Source organism: uncultured Winogradskyella sp. (genome assembly GCF_947496485.1).
GTDB lineage: Bacteria > Bacteroidota > Bacteroidia > Flavobacteriales > Flavobacteriaceae > Winogradskyella.
In genome coordinates this window covers 315,139-335,410 of record NZ_CANMCZ010000002.1, presented here as the reverse complement: position 1 = coordinate 335,410, position 20,272 = coordinate 315,139, and the positions used below count along the sequence as shown (strand labels likewise).

Annotated in this window: 18 protein-coding genes; 9 read left to right on the top strand and 9 right to left on the bottom strand. The window is 31.6% G+C overall.

Translation table 11 applies throughout. The features are described 5' to 3' along the window. The first annotated feature begins 13 nt into the window (after positions 1-13). From Q0822_RS09360 to Q0822_RS09350, 3 genes are read left to right on the top strand one after another with little or no spacing between them, the layout of a single operon-like run. Complete coding sequence (locus Q0822_RS09360; protein ID WP_299122856.1) at positions 14-787, top strand: polysaccharide biosynthesis/export family protein; 774 nt, start codon at positions 14-16, stop codon at positions 785-787. Between the two features lie 22 nt (positions 788-809). Further along, positions 810-3,179, top strand: coding sequence for a polysaccharide biosynthesis tyrosine autokinase (locus tag Q0822_RS09355; RefSeq protein ID WP_299122855.1), 2,370 nt, complete (start codon positions 810-812; stop codon positions 3,177-3,179). 28 nt (positions 3,180-3,207) lie between these two features. Next, positions 3,208-4,359 carry a polysaccharide deacetylase family protein gene (locus Q0822_RS09350; RefSeq protein WP_299122853.1) on the top strand — a complete coding sequence of 384 codons (1,152 nt, stop codon included), beginning with the start codon at positions 3,208-3,210 and terminating at the stop codon, positions 4,357-4,359. On the opposite strand, the gene Q0822_RS09345 is transcribed toward Q0822_RS09350, so the two are convergent. Further along, positions 4,360-5,532, bottom strand: coding sequence for a proline dehydrogenase family protein (locus Q0822_RS09345; RefSeq protein WP_299122851.1), 1,173 nt, complete (start codon positions 5,530-5,532; stop codon positions 4,360-4,362). 97 nt (positions 5,533-5,629) lie between these two features. Between Q0822_RS09345 and aroB the strand changes: the two genes are divergently transcribed. Next, complete coding sequence (aroB, locus tag Q0822_RS09340; RefSeq protein WP_299123183.1) at positions 5,630-6,706, top strand: 3-dehydroquinate synthase; 1,077 nt, start codon at positions 5,630-5,632, stop codon at positions 6,704-6,706. On the opposite strand, the gene Q0822_RS09335 is transcribed toward aroB, so the two are convergent. The 3 genes from Q0822_RS09335 to Q0822_RS09325 form a co-directional block, all read right to left on the bottom strand. Continuing rightward, complete coding sequence (locus Q0822_RS09335) at positions 6,688-7,212, bottom strand: DinB family protein (RefSeq protein ID WP_299122849.1); 525 nt, start codon at positions 7,210-7,212, stop codon at positions 6,688-6,690. The genes aroB and Q0822_RS09335 overlap by 19 nt on opposite strands. Positions 7,213-7,275: 63 nt before the next feature. Beyond that, the gene (locus Q0822_RS09330) at positions 7,276-7,755 is read right to left on the bottom strand and encodes a winged helix-turn-helix transcriptional regulator (protein ID WP_299122848.1); all 480 of its coding nucleotides are present in this window, start codon (positions 7,753-7,755) and stop codon (positions 7,276-7,278) included. Between the two features lie 74 nt (positions 7,756-7,829). Continuing rightward, a complete protein-coding gene (locus Q0822_RS09325; RefSeq protein WP_299122846.1) occupies positions 7,830-8,972 on the bottom strand; it encodes a M14 metallopeptidase family protein in 1,143 nt (380 codons plus the stop codon). A gap of 305 nt (positions 8,973-9,277) precedes the next feature. On the opposite strand from Q0822_RS09325, the gene Q0822_RS09320 reads away from it, so the two are divergent. From Q0822_RS09320 to Q0822_RS09300, 5 genes are all read left to right on the top strand, one after another. Next, on the top strand, positions 9,278-9,652 hold the full coding sequence (locus tag Q0822_RS09320; protein ID WP_299122844.1) for a helix-turn-helix transcriptional regulator: 375 nt from the start codon (positions 9,278-9,280) through the stop codon (positions 9,650-9,652). A gap of 41 nt (positions 9,653-9,693) precedes the next feature. Then, entirely contained in the window at positions 9,694-10,083 is a 390-nt protein-coding gene (locus Q0822_RS09315) for a hypothetical protein (RefSeq protein ID WP_299122842.1), read from the top strand. Between the two features lies 1 nt (position 10,084). Next, complete coding sequence (locus Q0822_RS09310; protein ID WP_299122841.1) at positions 10,085-10,870, top strand: TerC family protein; 786 nt, start codon at positions 10,085-10,087, stop codon at positions 10,868-10,870. Positions 10,871-11,031: 161 nt separating this feature from the next. Next, positions 11,032-12,441, top strand: coding sequence for an MBOAT family O-acyltransferase (locus Q0822_RS09305; RefSeq protein ID WP_299122840.1), 1,410 nt, complete (start codon positions 11,032-11,034; stop codon positions 12,439-12,441). Positions 12,442-12,444: 3 nt separating this feature from the next. Then, positions 12,445-13,389, top strand: coding sequence for a hypothetical protein (locus tag Q0822_RS09300; RefSeq protein WP_299122838.1), 945 nt, complete (start codon positions 12,445-12,447; stop codon positions 13,387-13,389). Here the strand turns inward: Q0822_RS09300 and Q0822_RS09295 are convergent. The 5 genes from Q0822_RS09295 to Q0822_RS09275 form a co-directional block, all read right to left on the bottom strand. Beyond that, complete coding sequence (locus tag Q0822_RS09295) at positions 13,386-16,034, bottom strand: DNA gyrase/topoisomerase IV subunit A (protein WP_299122836.1); 2,649 nt, start codon at positions 16,032-16,034, stop codon at positions 13,386-13,388. The two genes, Q0822_RS09300 and Q0822_RS09295, sit on opposite strands and share 4 nt — an antisense overlap. Next, positions 16,018-16,509: a hypothetical protein gene (locus Q0822_RS09290; protein ID WP_299122834.1), complete on the bottom strand. Its 492-nt coding sequence runs from the start codon at positions 16,507-16,509 to the stop codon at positions 16,018-16,020. The genes Q0822_RS09295 and Q0822_RS09290 overlap by 17 nt, the downstream gene beginning before the upstream one ends. After that, positions 16,506-18,365: a DNA topoisomerase IV subunit B gene (locus tag Q0822_RS09285; protein ID WP_299122833.1), complete on the bottom strand. Its 1,860-nt coding sequence runs from the start codon at positions 18,363-18,365 to the stop codon at positions 16,506-16,508. Before Q0822_RS09285 ends, Q0822_RS09290 begins: the two co-directional genes overlap by 4 nt. A gap of 162 nt (positions 18,366-18,527) precedes the next feature. Continuing rightward, a complete protein-coding gene (locus Q0822_RS09280) occupies positions 18,528-19,424 on the bottom strand; it encodes a DMT family transporter (protein ID WP_299122831.1) in 897 nt (298 codons plus the stop codon). A gap of 330 nt (positions 19,425-19,754) precedes the next feature. Next, positions 19,755-20,237 carry an SRPBCC family protein gene (locus Q0822_RS09275; protein ID WP_299122829.1) on the bottom strand — a complete coding sequence of 161 codons (483 nt, stop codon included), beginning with the start codon at positions 20,235-20,237 and terminating at the stop codon, positions 19,755-19,757. Between the last annotated feature and the right edge of the window lie 35 nt (positions 20,238-20,272).

Here is a 20,272-nt window from a genome sequence, read left to right as displayed (position 1 = left end):
TAGCATTAACACTATGAAAACTCGTTTTTTTTTAATTTCAATCTTAGCATTAGTAATGTCTACTTCTTGTGCGTCTCGAAAAAATCTTGTCTATTTTCAAGACGAACCTATTGGTGATGGTCTTTTAGAATCAACTCCTTTACAACTTACGTATAAGCCAGATGATATGCTCAATATCAATGTGTCAGCTGCAGACCCTATTGCAGCACAACCTTTTAATCTGACTACTGTTGCTTTTAGTGATGATGTACTTAGTGCACAAGGAAATGTGAAAATGCAAACATATCTTGTTGATTATGATGGAAATATTGATTTCCCTGTTTTAGGTAAAATTAAAATTGCTGGTTTAACAAGGACTGAAGTTACTGAAATGCTTACCGAACGCATAAGGGCCTATGCTACAGGTCCAATCGTGAATATTCGTTTAGCTAATTTTACTGTAACAGTAATCGGCGAGGTAAATAGTCCTGGGACTTTTACAATTCAAGATGAACGAATTACACTGCTTGAGGCCTTAGGTTTAGCAAGAGATTTAACGATTTTTGGTAATCGTAAAAATGTATTATTGATAAGGGAAATTGAAGGTAAGAAAAAATTTGCAAAAATTGATTTGACTTCAATAAATGCAGTAAATTCGCCACTTTATTATTTACAGCAAAATGATGTCATTGTAGTAGAACCAAACAATGCCAAAATTAGACAATCTAATTACAATCCTAATAATGGTGTATTAATATCAGCAATCGGTACCCTAACTACAATTGTGGCAGTATTTTTAGTGAAATAATTAATAACAACTAGCTTTTTTCATGGATTCTCAATCTACTTCAATAACCTCACTTCATTTAAGAAATAAATTAGAACTATTTTCTTCTTACTGGAAAATAATTCTGTTGAGTTTAATTGTTACTAGCGCCCTAGCGTTTGTCTATTTGCGTTATGCTACGTATGAGTACAGCGCCTCAGCCAAGATTAAGATACAAGACGAGAATCAGTCGAAGAAAATTCAAGGTATAGAGGGTGTTTCAAGTGGTGGTCTTTTTACTGATGGTACAGATAAAATAAAAGATGAAATAGAAATTATGACCTCTCGAACACTGGTCGAAAATGTCGTTAAAACTTTAAAATTAAATATAAGGTGTTTTGAGCAAGGTAGTATTATAGAGAATGAATTATATGAGAATCCGCCTGTAATGCTAAGTTTTTTTGCAAGTGATTCAGTAATTAACAAAGTTGATACTACTTTGTTCATGAAGATTAAATCACCAAGTGAATTTTTATTATTTAGTGAAGGTATAGAATCCTTTAAATCCAGAGATGATAAAGATGGGAAATTATATTCTTTTGGTGAAAAAATAAATACAAGTTTTGGGGGATTAGTTATAACACCAAATATTGGTAAATATGCACCTAAAATTGGGAGTAATTTAAAACTTACAATTAGTTCTGTTAGAAAGATTGTAAATGGCTACAAAAGTAGCATTGCAGTATCTACTGGTGCTGGTTCTAGTATTGTTACAATTGAGTTAAAACAAAGTAACGCAGCAAAAGCTGTAGATATTCTTAATGAACTGATTAAAGAATATAATAAGGATGTTCTATTAGATAAAGAAGCAGTAATTCAAGTGACATCAGAATTCATTGACAATAGATTAAATGTAGTGTCCCAAGAACTGGAAGAGGTTGACTTTACCGCAGAACAATTGCAAAAAAACAATAAATTGACTGCATTGGCTTCTCAAGCAGATATAAATTTACAGAGTGAAAGAAATAGTGAGGCTCAAATTATGCAGACCTCTAATCAGCTACAATTGATTGATTTTCTTCAAGATGAAGTAAGCGATGAAAATAGAGCATCAGATTTATTGCCACAAAATGTAATTAATGACCAAAATGTATCTCAGGTTACAAAGAATTATAATGATTTGGTAGTACAGAGAGATAAAATGCTTAAAAATTCTACTGAAAAAAACCCTATCGTCATAAAATTAAATGATGAGATAAATGCTCTCAAAGGAAATCTTCAAAATACATTGAAGAATATGAAAGAGTCTAATCAAATAACGCTAAATACACTTAAAAAAGAAGATGCACGGATTAGAGGTCAAATATACTCTGCACCAACTAGACAAAGACAATTTAGAAATATTGAACGTCAGCAAGGTATAAAAGAGTCTCTTTACCTATATTTATTAGAGAAAAGGGAAGAAACTAGTATTAGATTGGGCATGTATTCGCCAAGTGCTAAAATTATAGATTCTGCCTATTCATCAAACATGCCAGTTTCACCAAATAAAATGTTCACATATTTAGCTGCGATTTTAATGGGAATGGCTATACCAATGGGCTTTATTTATGTAAAAGATTTATTAGACACGAAACTTTATAGTAAAGATGATTTAATCGATACTGTAAAGGCTCCATACATCGGTGATGTCCCTCGAACATCTAAAAAAGCTGTACTAATTAAAAAAATTGATTACTCTCCTAAAGCAGAAGCGTTTAGAATTATAAGATCAAACATAGATTTTATTCTAAAAGGTAACAGAAATAATGCGAAAAAAATATTTATAACATCTACAAAAGCGCAAGAAGGAAAGTCGCACACTAGTACTAATTTAGCATCGTCAATTTCATTCTCTGAGAAATCTGTGCTATTGATTGAGATGGATATTAGAGTACCAAAAATTTTAAATTACCTTGGTTTAGGTAACGATAAAAAAATTGGAGTATCTGATTTTATTGTTGATAAAAAGCTAAAACCTCAAGATATTATAATTAAACAAAAAGATAATAAGTTTTTAGATATAATTCCGTCTGGAACTATACCACCAAACCCTTCAGAACTTTTGATGAGTGATAGAATTGGTGAATTATTTAAATACTTTGATGATAAGTATGACTACATTATTGTAGACACTTCTGCTGTAGGTCTAGTAAGTGATACATTATTAATTGCTGATTATGCAGACATGTTTGTTTACGTAGTGAGCGCAGATAATGTTGACAAAAGACAATTAGGGAATGTCGCAAATACTCTATATGAGAAGAAAAGATTACCTAAGATGACTATGCTTCTAAATGGAGTTAAAAAAGGTACAGGAGGCTATGGCTATGGCTATGGATATGGAAACAACCCAAATAGGAAAAAGAAGTGGTATAGTTTTTCCAAATCTTAATTTTTAAACTCAAAATATAAAAATTCTTATGCCTGTATTAATGTTCCATAGTATTGGATGTGAAAACGAAAACTGGTATCGGCATTGGCTTTCAGTATCCCTAGATCATTTTGAGAAGTTTTGTGAATATTTAGTAAAGAATAATTTCGAAACTACTTTTTTAGATAAGTGGTATGAGAATAAAAGTAAGCCAAATTCTAATTCTAAAAAACAAGTTGTCATAACATTTGATGATGGCTATTTAGATAATTGGGTTTACGCTTACCCTATATTAAAAAAGTATGACTTAAAAGGAACTATTTTTATAAATCCTGAGTTCATTGATACTTCAGAAAAAATTAGACCAAATTTAGAGGATGTTTGGGATGGAAAAATAGAGAAAGAAAAATTAACCCCTCTTGGTTTTCTTAATTGGGATGAGTTAAAAGAAATGGAAGCTTCTGGTGTAATGGATATTCAGTCGCATAGTATGAGCCACAATTTCTATTTTTATTCTAATAAAATAAAAGATATATATACTGGGCAACCTCATTACGACTGGTTTCCTTGGATAGAAAAACCCGAAAGAAAGCCTTATTATAATTTGGAAAATCAGGAACATTTTGTTCCGAAAGGAAGTCCTATTTTCGATTTCGGACGAGCTTTAGAATTGCGTCGTTATTTTCCTGACGAAAAATTAGTAAAGTATGCAAGTGATTTGTATTCTAATGATGAGAGCATGAAAGATAAAGCTTTACTAATCAATAAGTTGAATAAGAAACTTAGCGATTATCCTGGCAGTTACGAGTCGGATGAAGATATGGAGAAAAGGTATCGCTACGAGCTTTTTGATAGTAAAAGAATTTTAGAAGAAAAACTTAATAAGAAAGTTGATTTCTTATGTTGGCCTGGAGGAGGTTATAATGAGTTAAGTGTTAAACTCTCAATAGAGGCAGGTTATAAAGCCTCGACGTTTTCTACTAAGAATAAAGAACTTATAAAAAAAGACCAAGGAGATTACAAAAACATTAAACGTTTTGCAATGACTTCTTTTATTTCAACCTCAACAAAAAATCATTATATAAAAAGATCTGGATTTCTTGTCAACTTATTTAAATATCATCTAGGTAATTCTGTTAGTAAAAACATATATCGCACTAATAAATTGGGACTAATGATTTTAGATAAAATAGTTAAATAACTATAGTTTTCTTCTTTTCTTTTCAGCTTTCAATAATGATAATTCTCTACTAGTTTGTCCTGCAACTGATGTATTTTCCTCTGCTCTCCTAATTAAGTATGGCATAACATCCTTAACAGGTCCAAATGGTATATACTTAGCGACGTTATAACCTTGAGCTGCCAAATTAAAACTTATATGATCACTCATTCCATAGAGTTGTCCAAACCAAATCTTATTGTCTTGTTTTGAAATCTTATACCTTTCCATAAGCTCCATTGCTAGATAACAGCTTGCTTCATTATGAGTACCAATAAATATCGAAATATCATTAAGATTCTCTAAAATATATTTTAATGCTGCATCAAAATTATCATCAGTAGCTTGCTTGTTTACGCAAATTGGTGAGTTATAACCTTTTTCTTGCGCTCTATCACGCTCCTTTTCCATATAAGCACCACGTACTATCTTCATTCCAATTTTAAAACCTATTTCCTTGGCACGTTTGTGTAGCGTTTTTAAATAATCTAATCTATCCCATCTATAAGTTTGCAAAGTATTGTAAACAATAGTTTTATCGGTATTATAGCGCCGCATCATTTCTTCAACTAAATCATCTGCTGCATCTTGCATCCAGCTTTCCTCTCCATCGATTAATACTTCAACATCTTTTTCTTTAGCAAGTTTACAAACTGCATCAAATCTTCCCACAATTCTATCCCACTCTTCTTGTTCATCTTGTGTGAAATTAACTCCTTCAGTCTTTTTTTGATATAAATAAAAACGCCCAAAACCTGTTGGCTTAAAAACCACAATTGGCATAGCTTCTTTCTCGTCACAGAAATGAATAATTTTTAATATTTTTTTTAGAGCGTTATCAAACTGGTCCTTAGTTTCTTTTCCTTCTACTGAATAGTCCAAAACAGAGCTTACACCTTCTGTATGCAGCTTATCTATTACTGACAAGCAATCATCTTCGTTAACACCACCACAAAAATGATCAAATACTGTGGAACGAATTAATCCTTCGACTGGTAAGTTGGCCTTAAGTGCAAAGTTAGTAGCTGCAGTACCTATACGAACCAAAGGCTGTGAAGAAATCATTTTAAACAAAAAGTAAGCACGCTCCAATTCAGAATCAGATTTTAATGTAAATGCGGTGCTAGTATTTTCAAAAAGAGAGTGATCTATCATTAACAAATAATTATAAATGCAAATATATTTATTCTAAGGCTTACTTTTTTTCTAAAAACTAAGTATTTTCACCACATCAATTTAGATGATTTCAATGATGAATTCTATTTCTACAAAAAATTCTGAAGTTTATTTTAATTCAGACGTATACTCTGAGCTCAATAACTATATAAAAAGCAAAGAACCATCTACAATATTTATTCTCGTAGATACAAATACAAATGAATATTGTCTTCCACATTTTCAAGAACAATTAGAGTCAGGCAATATTGTTGTGGAGGTTATGGAAATGCCAAACGGTGAAGATCATAAAACCATAGATATTTGCATGGGAGTCTGGGAAGCCTTATCTGAATATAATGCAGATAGAAAAAGTCTATTAATCAACTTAGGAGGTGGAGTTGTTACTGATTTAGGAGGATTTGTAGCCAGCACTTACATGCGTGGTATTGCTTATATTAACATCCCGACCTCTTTACTAGCAATGGTTGACGCTTCTGTAGGTGGAAAAACGGGTGTAGACCTAGGTGCTTTAAAAAATCAAGTTGGTGTTATTAATGAAGGTGTAATGGTGGGAGTTGATACCTCTTATCTAAGTACACTTCCCCAAAATGAAATGGTATCTGGTTTTGCCGAAATGCTGAAACATGGTTTAATTTATGACAAAGATTACTGGAATACATTAACGCATCTCGAAGATTTGGATATCTCAGATTTAGACAAATTAATATACGATTCTGTAATTATAAAAAATAAAGTTGTTTCCAAAGATCCTACAGAACAAGGTTTAAGGAAGATTCTGAATTTTGGACATACACTTGGTCATGCCATAGAAAGCTATTTTCTAGAAAATGGAGATAAAACACCTTTACTTCATGGAGAGGCCATAGCCATAGGCATGTTGTTAGAAGCTTACCTTTCTAATAAAATATGCAATTTAAGCGATAAAGAATTAAATACTATAACTGAAGGTATATTGAAAACATTCTCTAAAGTAGCAATTAGCAAAGAAGACCAAACTATTATAATAAAACTATTGAAACACGATAAAAAGAACAGCCATGGAGTTGTAAAATTCGTTCTTCTTGATGCTATCGGTAAGCCAAAAATAGATTGTATTGTTAGTAATGAACTAATCTTAGAAGCCTTTGAATTTTATTCTGCATTAAGATAGCGCTCTTCTATAACCTGGTTGTGATGATTCTCATGACCTGTTAGAACATAACCTATAGCTCTTACTGATATCGGATATCCACTAGCCTCTCCTATTTGCTCTGAAGCTGAAGTATCGAAACTACTATATAAGGCTATAGATGCTTGTCTAACGATTTTATATTCTTCTAAAATATTTTTTAAAGAGCGAGAACTGGCCTTAGCAGAAACAACATAGTCATCTTGATCAAAACCGACTAATGCTGTTTTATCTTGCCTAGCTATTCGCAAAGCTCTGTAAGTAAAAATACGCTCAGTATCTATGATGTGTAATAAAATATCTTTGATAGTCCATTTACCTTCAGCATAAGCAAAATCATGTTTTTGTGCAGGTATAGCTGAATAAAATGCTACTACCGAATCTAAATTTTGTTTTAAGCCTTTAACAATGTTTATATTAGAAGATGAATCAATATAAGATTTGTAGTAGGTATTAAATTCATCTGATTTTAAAGTTTCTGAAATCATAATCTAAAAAATTAAAAAAGCCTTTAGAACAACTAAAGGCTTTATATTGTAAACTAGAGTTGTTTAAAGCTCATTAAAAATAGTGTGCATTAATCTCTTTTTATCATTAAGGCTTTCTTCTAGTGAAATCATAGTTTCCGTTCTGTAAACACCTTCAATGTCATCTAACATGAAGATGATTTCCTTAGCATGCATAGTATCTTTAGCTCTAATTTTACAGAAAATATTAAATTTTCCAGTAGTAATATGAGCAACTGTAACGTAAGGTATTTCAGTTATACGTTCTAGAACAAATTTGGTTTGCGATGTATTCTGAAGAAAAACACCAACATATGCTATAAACGAATAACCAAGTTTTTTATAATCTAATGTTAATGACGATCCTTTTATAATACCAGCCTCTTCCATTTTTTTAACACGAACATGAACAGTACCTGCTGAAATCAATAATTTTTTTGCAATATCTGTAAATGGTATCCTCGTATTATCAATAAGCATATCGAGAATTTGGTGGTCAACTTCGTCTAATTTGAATTTTGCCATAATTGAATAATATTTATTATAAAGGCAAAAATAGATGATTTTTATTGAGAATTAAGCATTTTAATTGAATTATTTTAAACAAAAAGCGGTGTTTTCTTATTATTCACTAAAACGAAATCGTTTTCGTAACCCACTTTTAACTCTAAATTTTCCATAGCTTTCACAATTGCACACTTAACATCAATTTCTTTGTGACCAAAAAATTTTTCTAACTTCGAAATTTTCTCAACAACAGGAATAAACTCAACTTTACCAGCTTTCAAAATTTCTTTATACTGAATTGCTATATCTACAAGACTAGCTGATTCTAAAACTTTGGCATTTCTAATGATTATATCATAAAAACATTTTGAGTTTTCTGGGATTTTAAAATAGTTCTCATAAGCAGCAACATCTATATCATCAGATATAATTAGTAAAGCCTTAATAATTGAAATAAAGATTAAACGTCTTACCTCTTCCCTATTATAGTCATTTGGATAATGGCCAGCTTCGTAAAGAAGTGTAGGAATACCAAAATTTTGAAACGTATCTCCTACGCAATTCAAATTAAAACTATCATCATACCTCCCAATTCCGTTAGGTATTTCCTTTTGCAATAATTCATTTATCTGAGAAATGATTGCCATTGCAACCTTACGGTTTCGGGTTAATGAGCGTTTTTCATCTTGAGAAGGAGACAGAAAAGATAGTGTTGCTACTTTACCTGAAGTACCAGCACCAAAAATAGTACGCTGACCATGTAAATTAAAACAATAATTTGGTTTGAAGTTCTTGTATACTTCTAGTAATACTCTGGTTTCTGGTTGCGATAAGTCTTGAGCATCTCTATTTAAGTCAATACTATTGGCATTTGTACGTGTATAGCGCTCAGCACCATCTGGACTTAAAATAGGTATAACTAACAATGAACATGCCTTTAAAATCTGATTCGGAATCTCATTATTGGTTTCAAAAAAGTTAAAACAATCAAAAAGTGCCTTTGTAGTTGTTGATTCATTACCATGCATCTGGGACCACAATAAAATTTTTATTGGTCCATTTCCAAATTTCAGACTATAAATAGGTCGCTCTTCAACAGAATATCCAACTACAGAAATTAATGATTTAGGAAATTTTTCTAAACACTTTTCTATATGAGAATTGGTAATATAGCGACCAAATAATTCTGGTGTTTTTAATAAAGAATATAAACTATTAATCTGCTGTAATTGCATTGTATAATTTTATTGAGTTACAAAAGTAATCATTTGATGTTTTACAATTGTAAACACATAATTTTAAGCCTATTGTTACAATAATATACAAATGGAATAGCTTTAGCTGTAAGACAACATAAGCAAACTGATAATAATTCAATATGTTTATTTTTTAATATTTAAGTGTTTAAAATTCAATATTTTAAGATATATTATATGTTTGTTTAATTTAAAACATATAATAGGACTTTTAAATTATTTTAGATATAATCAATACTAATGTTTACTTTTGTAACGTTTTAATAGCAGAATATAAGTTTACAATGATAAACTCCGCCAAATTTACTGAACGACTACAAAAAATCATTGATTTTTATGACGAAACCGCTTCTGGTTTTGCAGAAAAAATTGGTGTGCAGCGGTCTAGTATTTCTCATATTCTTTCTGGTAGAAATAAGCCGAGTTTAGATTTTGTAATGAAAGTGCTTCACTCCTATCCCGAGGTTGAATTATATTGGTTGATGAATGGTAAGGGAGAATTTCCTAGTGAATCAAAAATTTCAGCATCACCAAATTCCAATACATCAGAAATCCAAATTACAGCTAAGCCTCCAGTAACAGAATCTAACTCTGATTCTGAAATAGAAAAAATTATTATTTTCTACAAAAACGGCACTTTTAAAAGTTATAAGCCTTAAAATTGATTTAGCTATTCATTATCTTTGTCTAAAGATTTATAATGAAATCATTTTTTTTACTTATCGTTATGCTATTGTTGACTAGTTGCTATAATATTGAACGTAATTGTTCGGATTATCAAACTGGTACATTTGAGTTCAATTATTCCGTTGATGGTATTGAAAAAATTGGACGTTTTACTAGAACAGAGACCTTAAACATTGACTATCATGAAGAAAGAGAAGCCGATTCTTCTTCGGTACGATGGATTAATGATTGTGAGTTCATTCTTAAAACAATAAACCCTAAAAGCAACGCTGAGAAAGACGATATTCATATGAAAATACTCTCAACCACTGATGACACTTACACTTTTGAATACAAACGCGCTATTAAAAAACCTAACAGAGAATGGCGTGTAGAAAAAGGTGTTGCAAAAAGGATTAATTGATATGCTAGAATTTTTACTGACTTATGATGCTATTATGGCATTGATAACGTTAACCTTTTTAGAAATTATTTTAGGTATAGATAATATTGTGTTTATATCTATTGCGGCAAATAAACTACCTGAACATCAACGCAGTAAAGCTACTAATCTCGGACTCGTATTCGCACTTTTACAGCGTGTGATTTTATTATTCTTTGTATCCTTTTTAGTTGGATTAAGTGAACCATTTTATACCATTGAAACAAGTTGGTTATCTGCTGGAATAAGCTGGCAAGCCATAATTTTATTTGTTGGTGGTTTGTTTCTAATCTATAAAAGCACTTCTGAAATAAGAGAAAAAGTAGAAACACCATTGCATGACGAAGATGAAGTGAAATCTAAAGTTATAAAATCACTGAGTAATGCTATTGTTCAAATATTAATTATAGATTTTATTTTTTCTATAGATTCAATCCTTACTGCTGTTGGTATGACCAATGGGCTACACCCTAACCACAATTACACGCTTGTCTTAATGATTATAGCAGTAATGATCTCTATTGGCATAATGATTGGTTTTGCGAATCCTATTAGAAAATTTATAGACACACATCCAAGTGTTCAAATCTTAGGCCTTGCTTTTTTAATACTAATAGGTTTTATGCTTATCACTGAAGCTGCTCACCTATCCGAGACCGAATTTTTAGGAAAAACAGTTGGCGCCATACCAAAAGGGTACCTTTATTTTGCAATTGCATTTTCACTTTTTGTTGAATTTTTGAATTTTAAAACCGTAAAAAAGAAATAGCCTATAACTCTAATTAGACTAGTGTAAAAGTTATAGAACGTTGTTTTTAATCCGCTTAACTAATATATGAAGCGTTTTTAGGATGAGAGAATTTGGTTTTGCTATATTTCGCAACATTTAACAAGTTTTTAAAGAACCCAAATCTGTAAAACATTCAGTTAATGCTTTTTAACTCGATAGAATATCTTATTTTCTTACCTATAGTCTTCATTATCTATTGGTTACTTAAGAATAGTTATAAAAATCAGAACATTTTATTGCTTATTTCTAGCTATGTATTCTATGGTTGGTGGGATTACAGGTTTTTATCGCTTATAATGTTCAGTTCTTTCTTAGATTATTTTGTAGGACAAAAGATTGAGCAAGCTATTGGAGAGAAAAACAAAAAACGTTGGCTACTTGTTAGTCTTTGTTCTAATTTAGGACTTCTAGGTGTTTTTAAATATTACAACTTTTTTGCCGATTCCTTTGCCAGTACAATGTCAACTATGGGCTGGGAAGTCAATGATCTTACCCTAAATATTATCCTACCTGTTGGAATAAGCTTCTATACATTTCAAACATTAAGCTATAGTATTGATATCTACAGAGGTCAGATAAAGGCTAGTAAAGATATTGTTAGTTTTTTTACGTTTGTAAGCCTATTTCCACAACTTGTCGCTGGACCAATTGAGCGTGCTTCTAACCTAATACCACAGATTGAAAAGAAAAGAAATCTTAATATTACATTAATAAAAACAGGTGTTTTCCAAATATTTATTGGGCTTTTTAGAAAAGTTGCTATTGCAGATAATTTAGGTGTTTATGTAGATTCTGTTTATGCCAACTACGAAATACATAACAGTTCCACACTCTTAGTTGCTACCGTTTTTTATGCTTTCCAAATATATTTTGATTTTTCTGGTTATTCTGATATTGCTATTGGTAGTGCAAAACTATTTGGGTTTAATTTCAACCGAAATTTCAATTTTCCATACTTCTCTAAAACTTTAACCGAATTTTGGAGACGTTGGCACATGTCACTTTCCTTCTGGCTTAGAGATTATTTATACATATCACTAGGTGGTAATAGAAAAGGAATTGTTATTACATATAGAAACTTATTACTAACAATGCTTCTTGGAGGCTTATGGCATGGAAGCTCTTGGAATTTTGTGATTTGGGGTGCGATTCATGGCTTATTTTTAAGTTTTGAGAAATACACCTTCTCAGCTTTAAAAATAAAGACATTCAATGCATTTGGCTACATATACACCTTCATTGTCGTACTTATCGCTTGGATTTTCTTTAGAGCGTCTGATCTTCAGTCAGCATCAATAATAGTTACTGAAATTCTTAGTTTTAATTATGGTTCACTATTCATTGGTGATATAAATGCTTTTGTAAATGCTGTGCTCTTGATTTCGATTGGATTTTTAATTGATTTAAAGATATTTAGATCTAATGTCTCATTGGAAGATTATGGTGTACGTTTTAACACTGTAAAACTTTCAATTATAGTATCTATAATTATCTTGATGCTTTGCTTATTCTATTCAACAGCTGAAAACTTTATTTATTTTCAATTTTAGACTATGAACAAAGAAATCACCAAAAAGTTTTTAAAAATTGTCGTTCTCACGCTATTAATTAGCTATGGTCTAGATAAATTAGTGTTCTTTAGTTTAAATAAGATTAGCGATAAAGTAATGACAGGGCAATCTATTGGTAAGCTCAATCAGTTCTTATCCGTTAAAGATACAACCGCATTTTTGGTTTTTGGAAACTCTAGAGCTAATCGACATATAGATGTTGATATGGTTGGTCACAAGGGCTACAATATGGGAATTGATGGTACTGGCATTGCTTACAATAGTGCGTTAATCAATACATTAACTGAGAATAAAAAGCAGTTTATTTTAGTTCATATAGATACTAAAAACTTCTTTGATACTGATTATGAAGGTGCAGATATTAGAGGATTAAAAACCAAATACCAAAGAGATACTAATATCACTACTGCTCTTGAAAAATCTGGCCAATTATCAGTTTTACAACAATTCTACTATAGCATGAATTATAATGGTAATGCTATTGGTATCATTAAGAATTACTTTAAACCTAGCTATAATTACAAAACCTATAATGGTTATGATCCCATTTCTGTAAGTGCTGACCAAGAATCCATGAGGGATATTGTTTTGTCAAATTTTGCTTCTGATAAGGAGTGCTTAGACAATCATGAAGTCAATACCATGGCCTTAGATTATTTAAAATCAATTAAAACCTTTGTAGAGAAATCCCCAAACAAAACGTTTTTATTTGTTACTTCTCCAATATATAATGATACTTGTGATTTAGACAATATAAAGCTTGCCAAAATTATGCAAGATTTAGGCTTAGAATATAGGGATTACAGCAACCTCTATAAGGAATCAAAAGACAACTCTCTTTGGAAAGATGCGACACATATGTCTAAAAAAGGAGCTGAAGCATTTTCTAAATTACTGGCTGAAAAATTTAAAAATTCTAAGTACTAAAAAAGCTTAGCCTGTCCTTTATCATCAATATCCGTGTCATCACCGTTACTATTACTTTCTTTTGCTGAATCTTTATCTGACGTGTCAGAAATCGTTTCTTCATCAATAACTTCTAGCTCATCAGCATGAACTTCTTTTGGTGCTTCGTAAGGTAATGAAGCTAATAAACTAACCTGATTAATCTTATCTTTAGTTAATTGATTTCCAAGAGCATTAATTCCTTTTACTGAAATAAATTCTTCAAGATTTACTTCCATATTTGATTTACGATCTTTACCGCGTACTTTAGTAAACTCTACTTCCGCGATTGGTCGCCAATCTGTTGAAACAATTTCGAGCTGAGAGTTTGAATGATCTGATATAAAAGATTCTTCTTTTCCTTCTTGTTCTATCAAAAAACGTTTTACATAATAACGTTCTTTTTCACCATCATAATAAATAGCGGAAATTGGCTTTTTAGGAATCCATTTCTCTAACACAATCATATCACTGTCAAAATGCGTAGTCAATTCTGGTATTATGGTTTTTACTAATCCAGATTGTGTAATAACCAATAAACGATCTTCTCCTCTAAATTCTCCAATCAATTCACCTCTCTCGTCTACATTAAGACGCTGAACCGTATCATCAAACCATATTTTACGTGGTTTTAATGTAGAAACACCTTTCTCTTTAAGTTCTACACGTTTTATAGCATATTTGGTGACTTGGTTACCTTTAGACGCTCTGCCCTTTATAAGAATATCGGCAAAGTCTAAATCCCATTTTAATTTCTTTATACTTCCTACCTGGCGCAACATTATTGTAACCACCTCAGCTTCACCATTAGGATTTGCTGAGAAATACCATAAGACAGAGCCTTTATTTCCATTTGTTAAGTCGTACTCGCGATCTCTTGTTATACTCGTAACTGCGAATCGTTTTACATATGAAGGCCCACTTTTACCATCGCGATAAATCATGTTATAAACTGTGCGCTTGTCCTTTTTCTTAAATACAGCAACATGAATAATATTTTTACCAATAAAAGTCTTAGAATCGACTTTGGTAACCATCATTTTACCTTCTTTGGTAAACACAATGATATCATCAATATCACTACAATCGCAAACATATTCGTCTCGTCTCAGAGATGTTCCTATAAAACCTTCTTCTCTATTCACATAGAGTTTTGTGTTTCTAATAACGACTTTAGTAGCGTCTACATCCTCAAAAATTCTTATTTCAGTTTTGCGCTCCTTGCCATCTCCATAATCTTTCTTAAGTCGTTCAAAATAAGCAATAGCATAGTCAATTAGATTTTCTAAATGATGTTTTATTTCAGCAATTTGATCTTCTAAAGCATCTATTTTTTGTTGTGCTTTATCTATATCGAATTTAGAAATACGCTTAATTCTAATTTCAGTTAAACGTGTAATGTCCTCTGTAGTAATAGCACGCTTTAAATGTTTTATATGAGGCTGAAGCCCTTTATCTATAGCATTGATAACACCTTCCCAAGTTTCTTCTTCTTCAATATCTCGGTAAATTCTTTCTTCAATAAAAATACGCTCAAGCGAAGCAAAATGCCATTGCTCTTGAAATTCACCTAGACGAATTTCTAACTCACTTTTTAGAAGCTCAACTGTATTATCAGTAGAACGACGCAACATTTCAGTTACACCAACAAAATAAGGCTTGTTATCTTCTATAACACAACCCAATGGTGAAATTGAAGTTTCACAACTTGTAAAAGCATACAAAGCATCAATAGTCTTATCTGGTGATAAACCAGAAGGTAAATGAATCAGTATTTCTACCTTAGCTGCTGTATTATCTTCAATCTTTTTAATCTTAATTTTACCCTTATCATTAGCTTTTAAGATAGAATCTATAAGAGATGATGTTGTTGTCGCAAATGGAATTTCAGTAATAACTAAACTATTCTTATCGCGTTGAGCAATCTTAGCTCTTACTCTAACTTTACCTCCGCGCAATCCATCATTATAATTTGTAAAATCTGCAATACCAGCAGTTGGGAAATCTGGTAAAATAGTAAAACGCTTTCCTTTCAGATGCTTAACAGAGGCGTCTATAAGTTCAATAAAATTATGTGGCAAAATCTTCGTAGATAAACCTACAGCAATTCCTTCACCTCCTTGCGCTAATAGCAAAGGAAACATTACTGGCAAATTTATAGGCTCTTTTCGTCTACCATCGTAAGAGGCCTGCCATTCTGTAATTTTAGGATTGTAAACAACATCTAAAGCAAATTTAGATAATCGAGCTTCAATATATCTTGAAGCCGCCGCACGATCGCCTGTTAGAATATTTCCCCAGTTACCTTGGGTATCAATTAATAAATCTTTCTGACCAATTTGCACCATTGCGTCAGCAATACTCGCATCTCCGTGCGGATGATATTGCATAGTATGACCGACTATGTTAGCTACTTTATTGTAACGACCATCATCTAAGTCTTTCATTGAGTGCATTATACGACGCTGTACTGGTTTAAAACCATCTTCGATTGCCGGTACAGCACGCTCTAGGATTACATAAGATGCGTAATCTAAAAACCAATCTTTATACATTCCGGTAACCTTTGTTATAGTTTCTTGGTTACCTGTATCTTCATTCAACAATTCATCATGTTCTTCTGACATCTACTCCTCGTTTATGCTTAATATTCTGTTTTATAATTCTCTTTAAAGACTGCTTTACATATTTTAATTTTCTTCGTTTAAAAAGGGTAATATTGAAGTGCTCATCATATGTTTTACCATTACTATTTTGTATTGAAACAACTAGTATCTTGTAAATCAAATAATTATAAACTTTGTAGCTTACTAGTTTATGTTTAGCAAATTCTATTTTTTTTTGCCTGTAATTGATGAAATCCGTTAAAATCAAGCCTTTATTAGTAATTACTAATTTTGCTCCATCGCTGTCATATTCAAAGTATCTTGCTATAAAATGTACAAAAAGAACGACAATAAAAAAGCCTAGAAACACATACATTGAGGCTTTTGGGAAAGCATCATAAGATTTAAATACAGTTGCTAATAAAATTGCAGTTACCAATAACAAAAAGTAAATGGAAATAATCTTATTTTTTACATTTCTGTTATCAGTTCTCATATAGCATCTTCTACTAGATCGAGTTCAACTTTAAGGTTCTCGATGATGAATTTTTGTCGCGTTGGTGTATTTTTCCCCATGTAAAAAGACAGCAATTCTTCAATAGACATATCTTTTTCTAACATAACAGGATCTAATCGCATATCCTCACCAATAAAATGCACAAATTCATCTGGAGAAATTTCACCTAAACCTTTAAATCGCGTAATCTCTGGTTTTGGTTTCAATTTTTCTATTGCTTCTCTTCTCTCTTCTTCAGAATAGCAGTAAATGGTTTCTTTTTTATTCCGTACTCTAAACAAAGGCGTCTGTAATATATATAAATGACCTTCTTTAATAACCTCTGGGAAGAATTGCAAGAAAAATGTAATCAACAACAATCTAATATGCATACCATCAACATCAGCATCAGTAGCGATGACTACATTATTATAACGCAAATCTTCAAGGGATTCTTCAATATTTAAAGCTGCTTGTAGAAGGTTAAATTCTTCATTCTCGTAAACAATCTTCTTACTGAGTCCATAACAATTTAATGGTTTCCCTTTTAAGCTAAAAACCGCTTGTGTATTAACATCGCGAGATTTTGTTATACTTCCAGAAGCTGAATCTCCCTCTGTTATAAATAAGGTCGTTTCAAGATTTCTCTCATTTTTAGTGTCACCAAAATGTACACGACAATCGCGTAATTTCTTATTATGAAGACTAGCCTTTTTAGCTCTATCTTTTGCTAACTTTCTAATACCAGATAATTCCTTACGCTCACGTTCGGCTTGGAGAATTTTACGTTGTATTTTTTCTGCTGAATCCGGATTCTTATGTAAAAAATTGTCCAAATTCTTTTTTACAAAGTCATTTATATAGGTTCTAACCGTTGGTAAATCACCTCCCATATCTGTTGAACCCAATTTGGTTTTCGTCTGACTTTCAAAAACAGGTTCCATTACTTTTATTGCAATCGCAGTAACAACAGATTTTCTAATATCAGAAGCCTCATAGTTCTTTCCATAAAATTCTCTAACGGTTTTAACTATAGATTCTCTGTAAGCTGCTAAATGTGTACCACCTTGCGTGGTGTTCTGCCCATTTACAAACGAATGATACTCTTCGCTGTATTGTGTTTTACTGTGTGTAATCGCTATTTCTATATCATCACCTTTTAGATGAATGATAGGATAAAGCATATCTGACTCATTAATGTTTTCAGATAGTAAATCCTTTAAGCCATTTTCACTAAAATATTTTTCGCCATTAAAAACTATGGTTAATCCAGGGTTTAGATACACATAATTTTTGAGCATCTTTACGATATACTCGTTTCGGTACTTATATTTTTTGAATATAATTTCATCTGGAATAAAACTAACCTTAGTTCCTTTTCTTCTCGACGTATCATCTAATAAATCTTGATTGGTAAGATTTCCTTGCTCGAACTCAGCAGAAGCAGATCTTCCGTCTCTTGTAGATTCTACTCTAAAATAAGAAGATAATGCATTAACGGCTTTTGTACCAACACCATTTAGACCTACAGATTTTTTAAAAGCTTTAGAATCGTACTTTCCACCTGTATTCATCTTAGAAACAACATCTACCACTTTACCTAAAGGAATACCTCGGCCATAATCGCGTACGATAACGCGCTCACCTTGCACAGAAATCTCGATAGTTTTACCAGCGCCCATCACGTACTCATCAATAGAGTTGTCTAATACTTCTTTTAATAAAATGTAAATACCATCATCTGGCGAAGAACCATCACCCAACTTACCGATATACATACCAGGTCGCATTCGGATATGTTCTTTCCAATCGAGTGAGCGTATGTTATCTTCAGTATAGTTAGACTGTTCTGCCATAGAATTCGGTAAAATTTTAGATGAAGGGCTAATATAATACTATACCTTAAAATATAAAATATGGTTTGCGTAAAGTAATTAACAATAAATGCCCAATATTGTTGAGAACATCACTATTCGTAGAATATTATTTACAAAAGACCCTATTTCGAAGTAAAATCCTTATTTACCCTTACTTTTTGATATCATTAGAATACCAAAAATAACAGCTAAAGTTCCAGTTATTTGAAGCAATGTTAGGCTTTCGTTCAAAAAAATTACAGCCAAAATAATTGTAGAAATTGGTCCAATACCCGCAATGACAGCAAAATTTGATGAATCAATTAATTTAATAGAAATTGACACTAAAAATGAAGGAATTACAGTAGCAAAAACTGCAATGGCTAATCCAAGTGCATAAACTTGCCAAGGGAAATTTAAAATATTGACATTAGAAAAAATTCCATAATGAATAAAAACACATATACAAGACACTATCATGGCATAAGCTGTAAATCGCATCACACCAAATTTTGGAATCAACCAACCACTTCCAACCAAATAAGAAGCATATGTTATAGCACTCAGCAATACAAAGAAACCACCTAAATAGGCATTGTTTCCAGAGATTGAAACCTCACTTCCAAAGGTAATTACAATACCGATATATGTAATTAAAATTGCTAGTTTTTGCTGTTTAGTTATGGCTTTTTTCAAAAACAACTTATTAAACAACAATACAATAGTTGGATAAATAAAAAGAATGATGCGTTCTAAACTTGCCTTAATATATGTTAGACCAACAAAATCAAAATAGCTTGCCAAATAGTAACCGACAAACCCAAAAAAGACAAGCCATACATAGTCGTTCCGCAGCATCGTCTCTTTATGTTCTTTTCTATATAAATAAGCGATTATGATGTAAAATGGAAATGCAAATGCCATCCGTAATAATAGCATACTGAGAGCATCTACATTATACTGATAGGCTAATTTTACCATAACAGCTTTAGATGAAAATAGGACTATACCAAGAATACCAATTAGAATACCGTAAACGAAGGCTTGCTTAGATTTCATACGGTTAAATTAAGCTGATACATTTTATAAAAAAACTGAAAATTTAAGAATTACGACGTTCAAACTCTAATTATTTATATAAGTCCAGCGTATAAACAATCAGGTAATCGTATTTTGGCTTCGGTAACATATAGACTGTTTTACTATAGAATTAGGTAAAGTTTAGTTTAAAAAATCTATTTATCCTAAATTAGAGATAGGATTTAGCCCACAATCTTTTAGTATTATATTACAGCTTCTGGGTTAGCAATCCTGTAAAGTACAATAATTGATGGTAAACAAATATGACAAAAGTGTAAACCTTATAGATTTTAATAAGCGTTAACAAGGTTAACGGAAATACGCTAAACGCTTTGAGGAAGATAATTCCTCTGCTTTTTGTTTTAAAACGGCGTTTCTGGTAAGCAATAATTTTATAATGTGGCGTTTTAAAAAGAAATTATCTACAATTTTCCCTAGAATTCCATAAGAGGATTCAAAATAGAACTTATCAATCATTAATGTTTTATTAGCCTTAAGCTCAAAGATATGCTCGTGTCTGTATGATTTAAATTCCCCTTTAATCATCTCATCAACAAATTTTTCAGGCCTATTATACTCTGTTACCTTTAAGGTTAAATGTTGCATGAGGTTAAGATGGTTTGTTTCCCAAATAGTTACATCGCCTTTCTCAACCAAACCTGATATTTTTCCTTCTATTGGAATTTCAGTAGACTTTTTTAAAGAATTTTTATAAAAACCGATATCTCTGGCTAAATCAAAACAGGTTTCTTGATCACAATTAATAAGGGTTTCAACAATTATTTGGGGCATAAAAGTGAGTTTAGAATTTAGACCCGTATAATTTT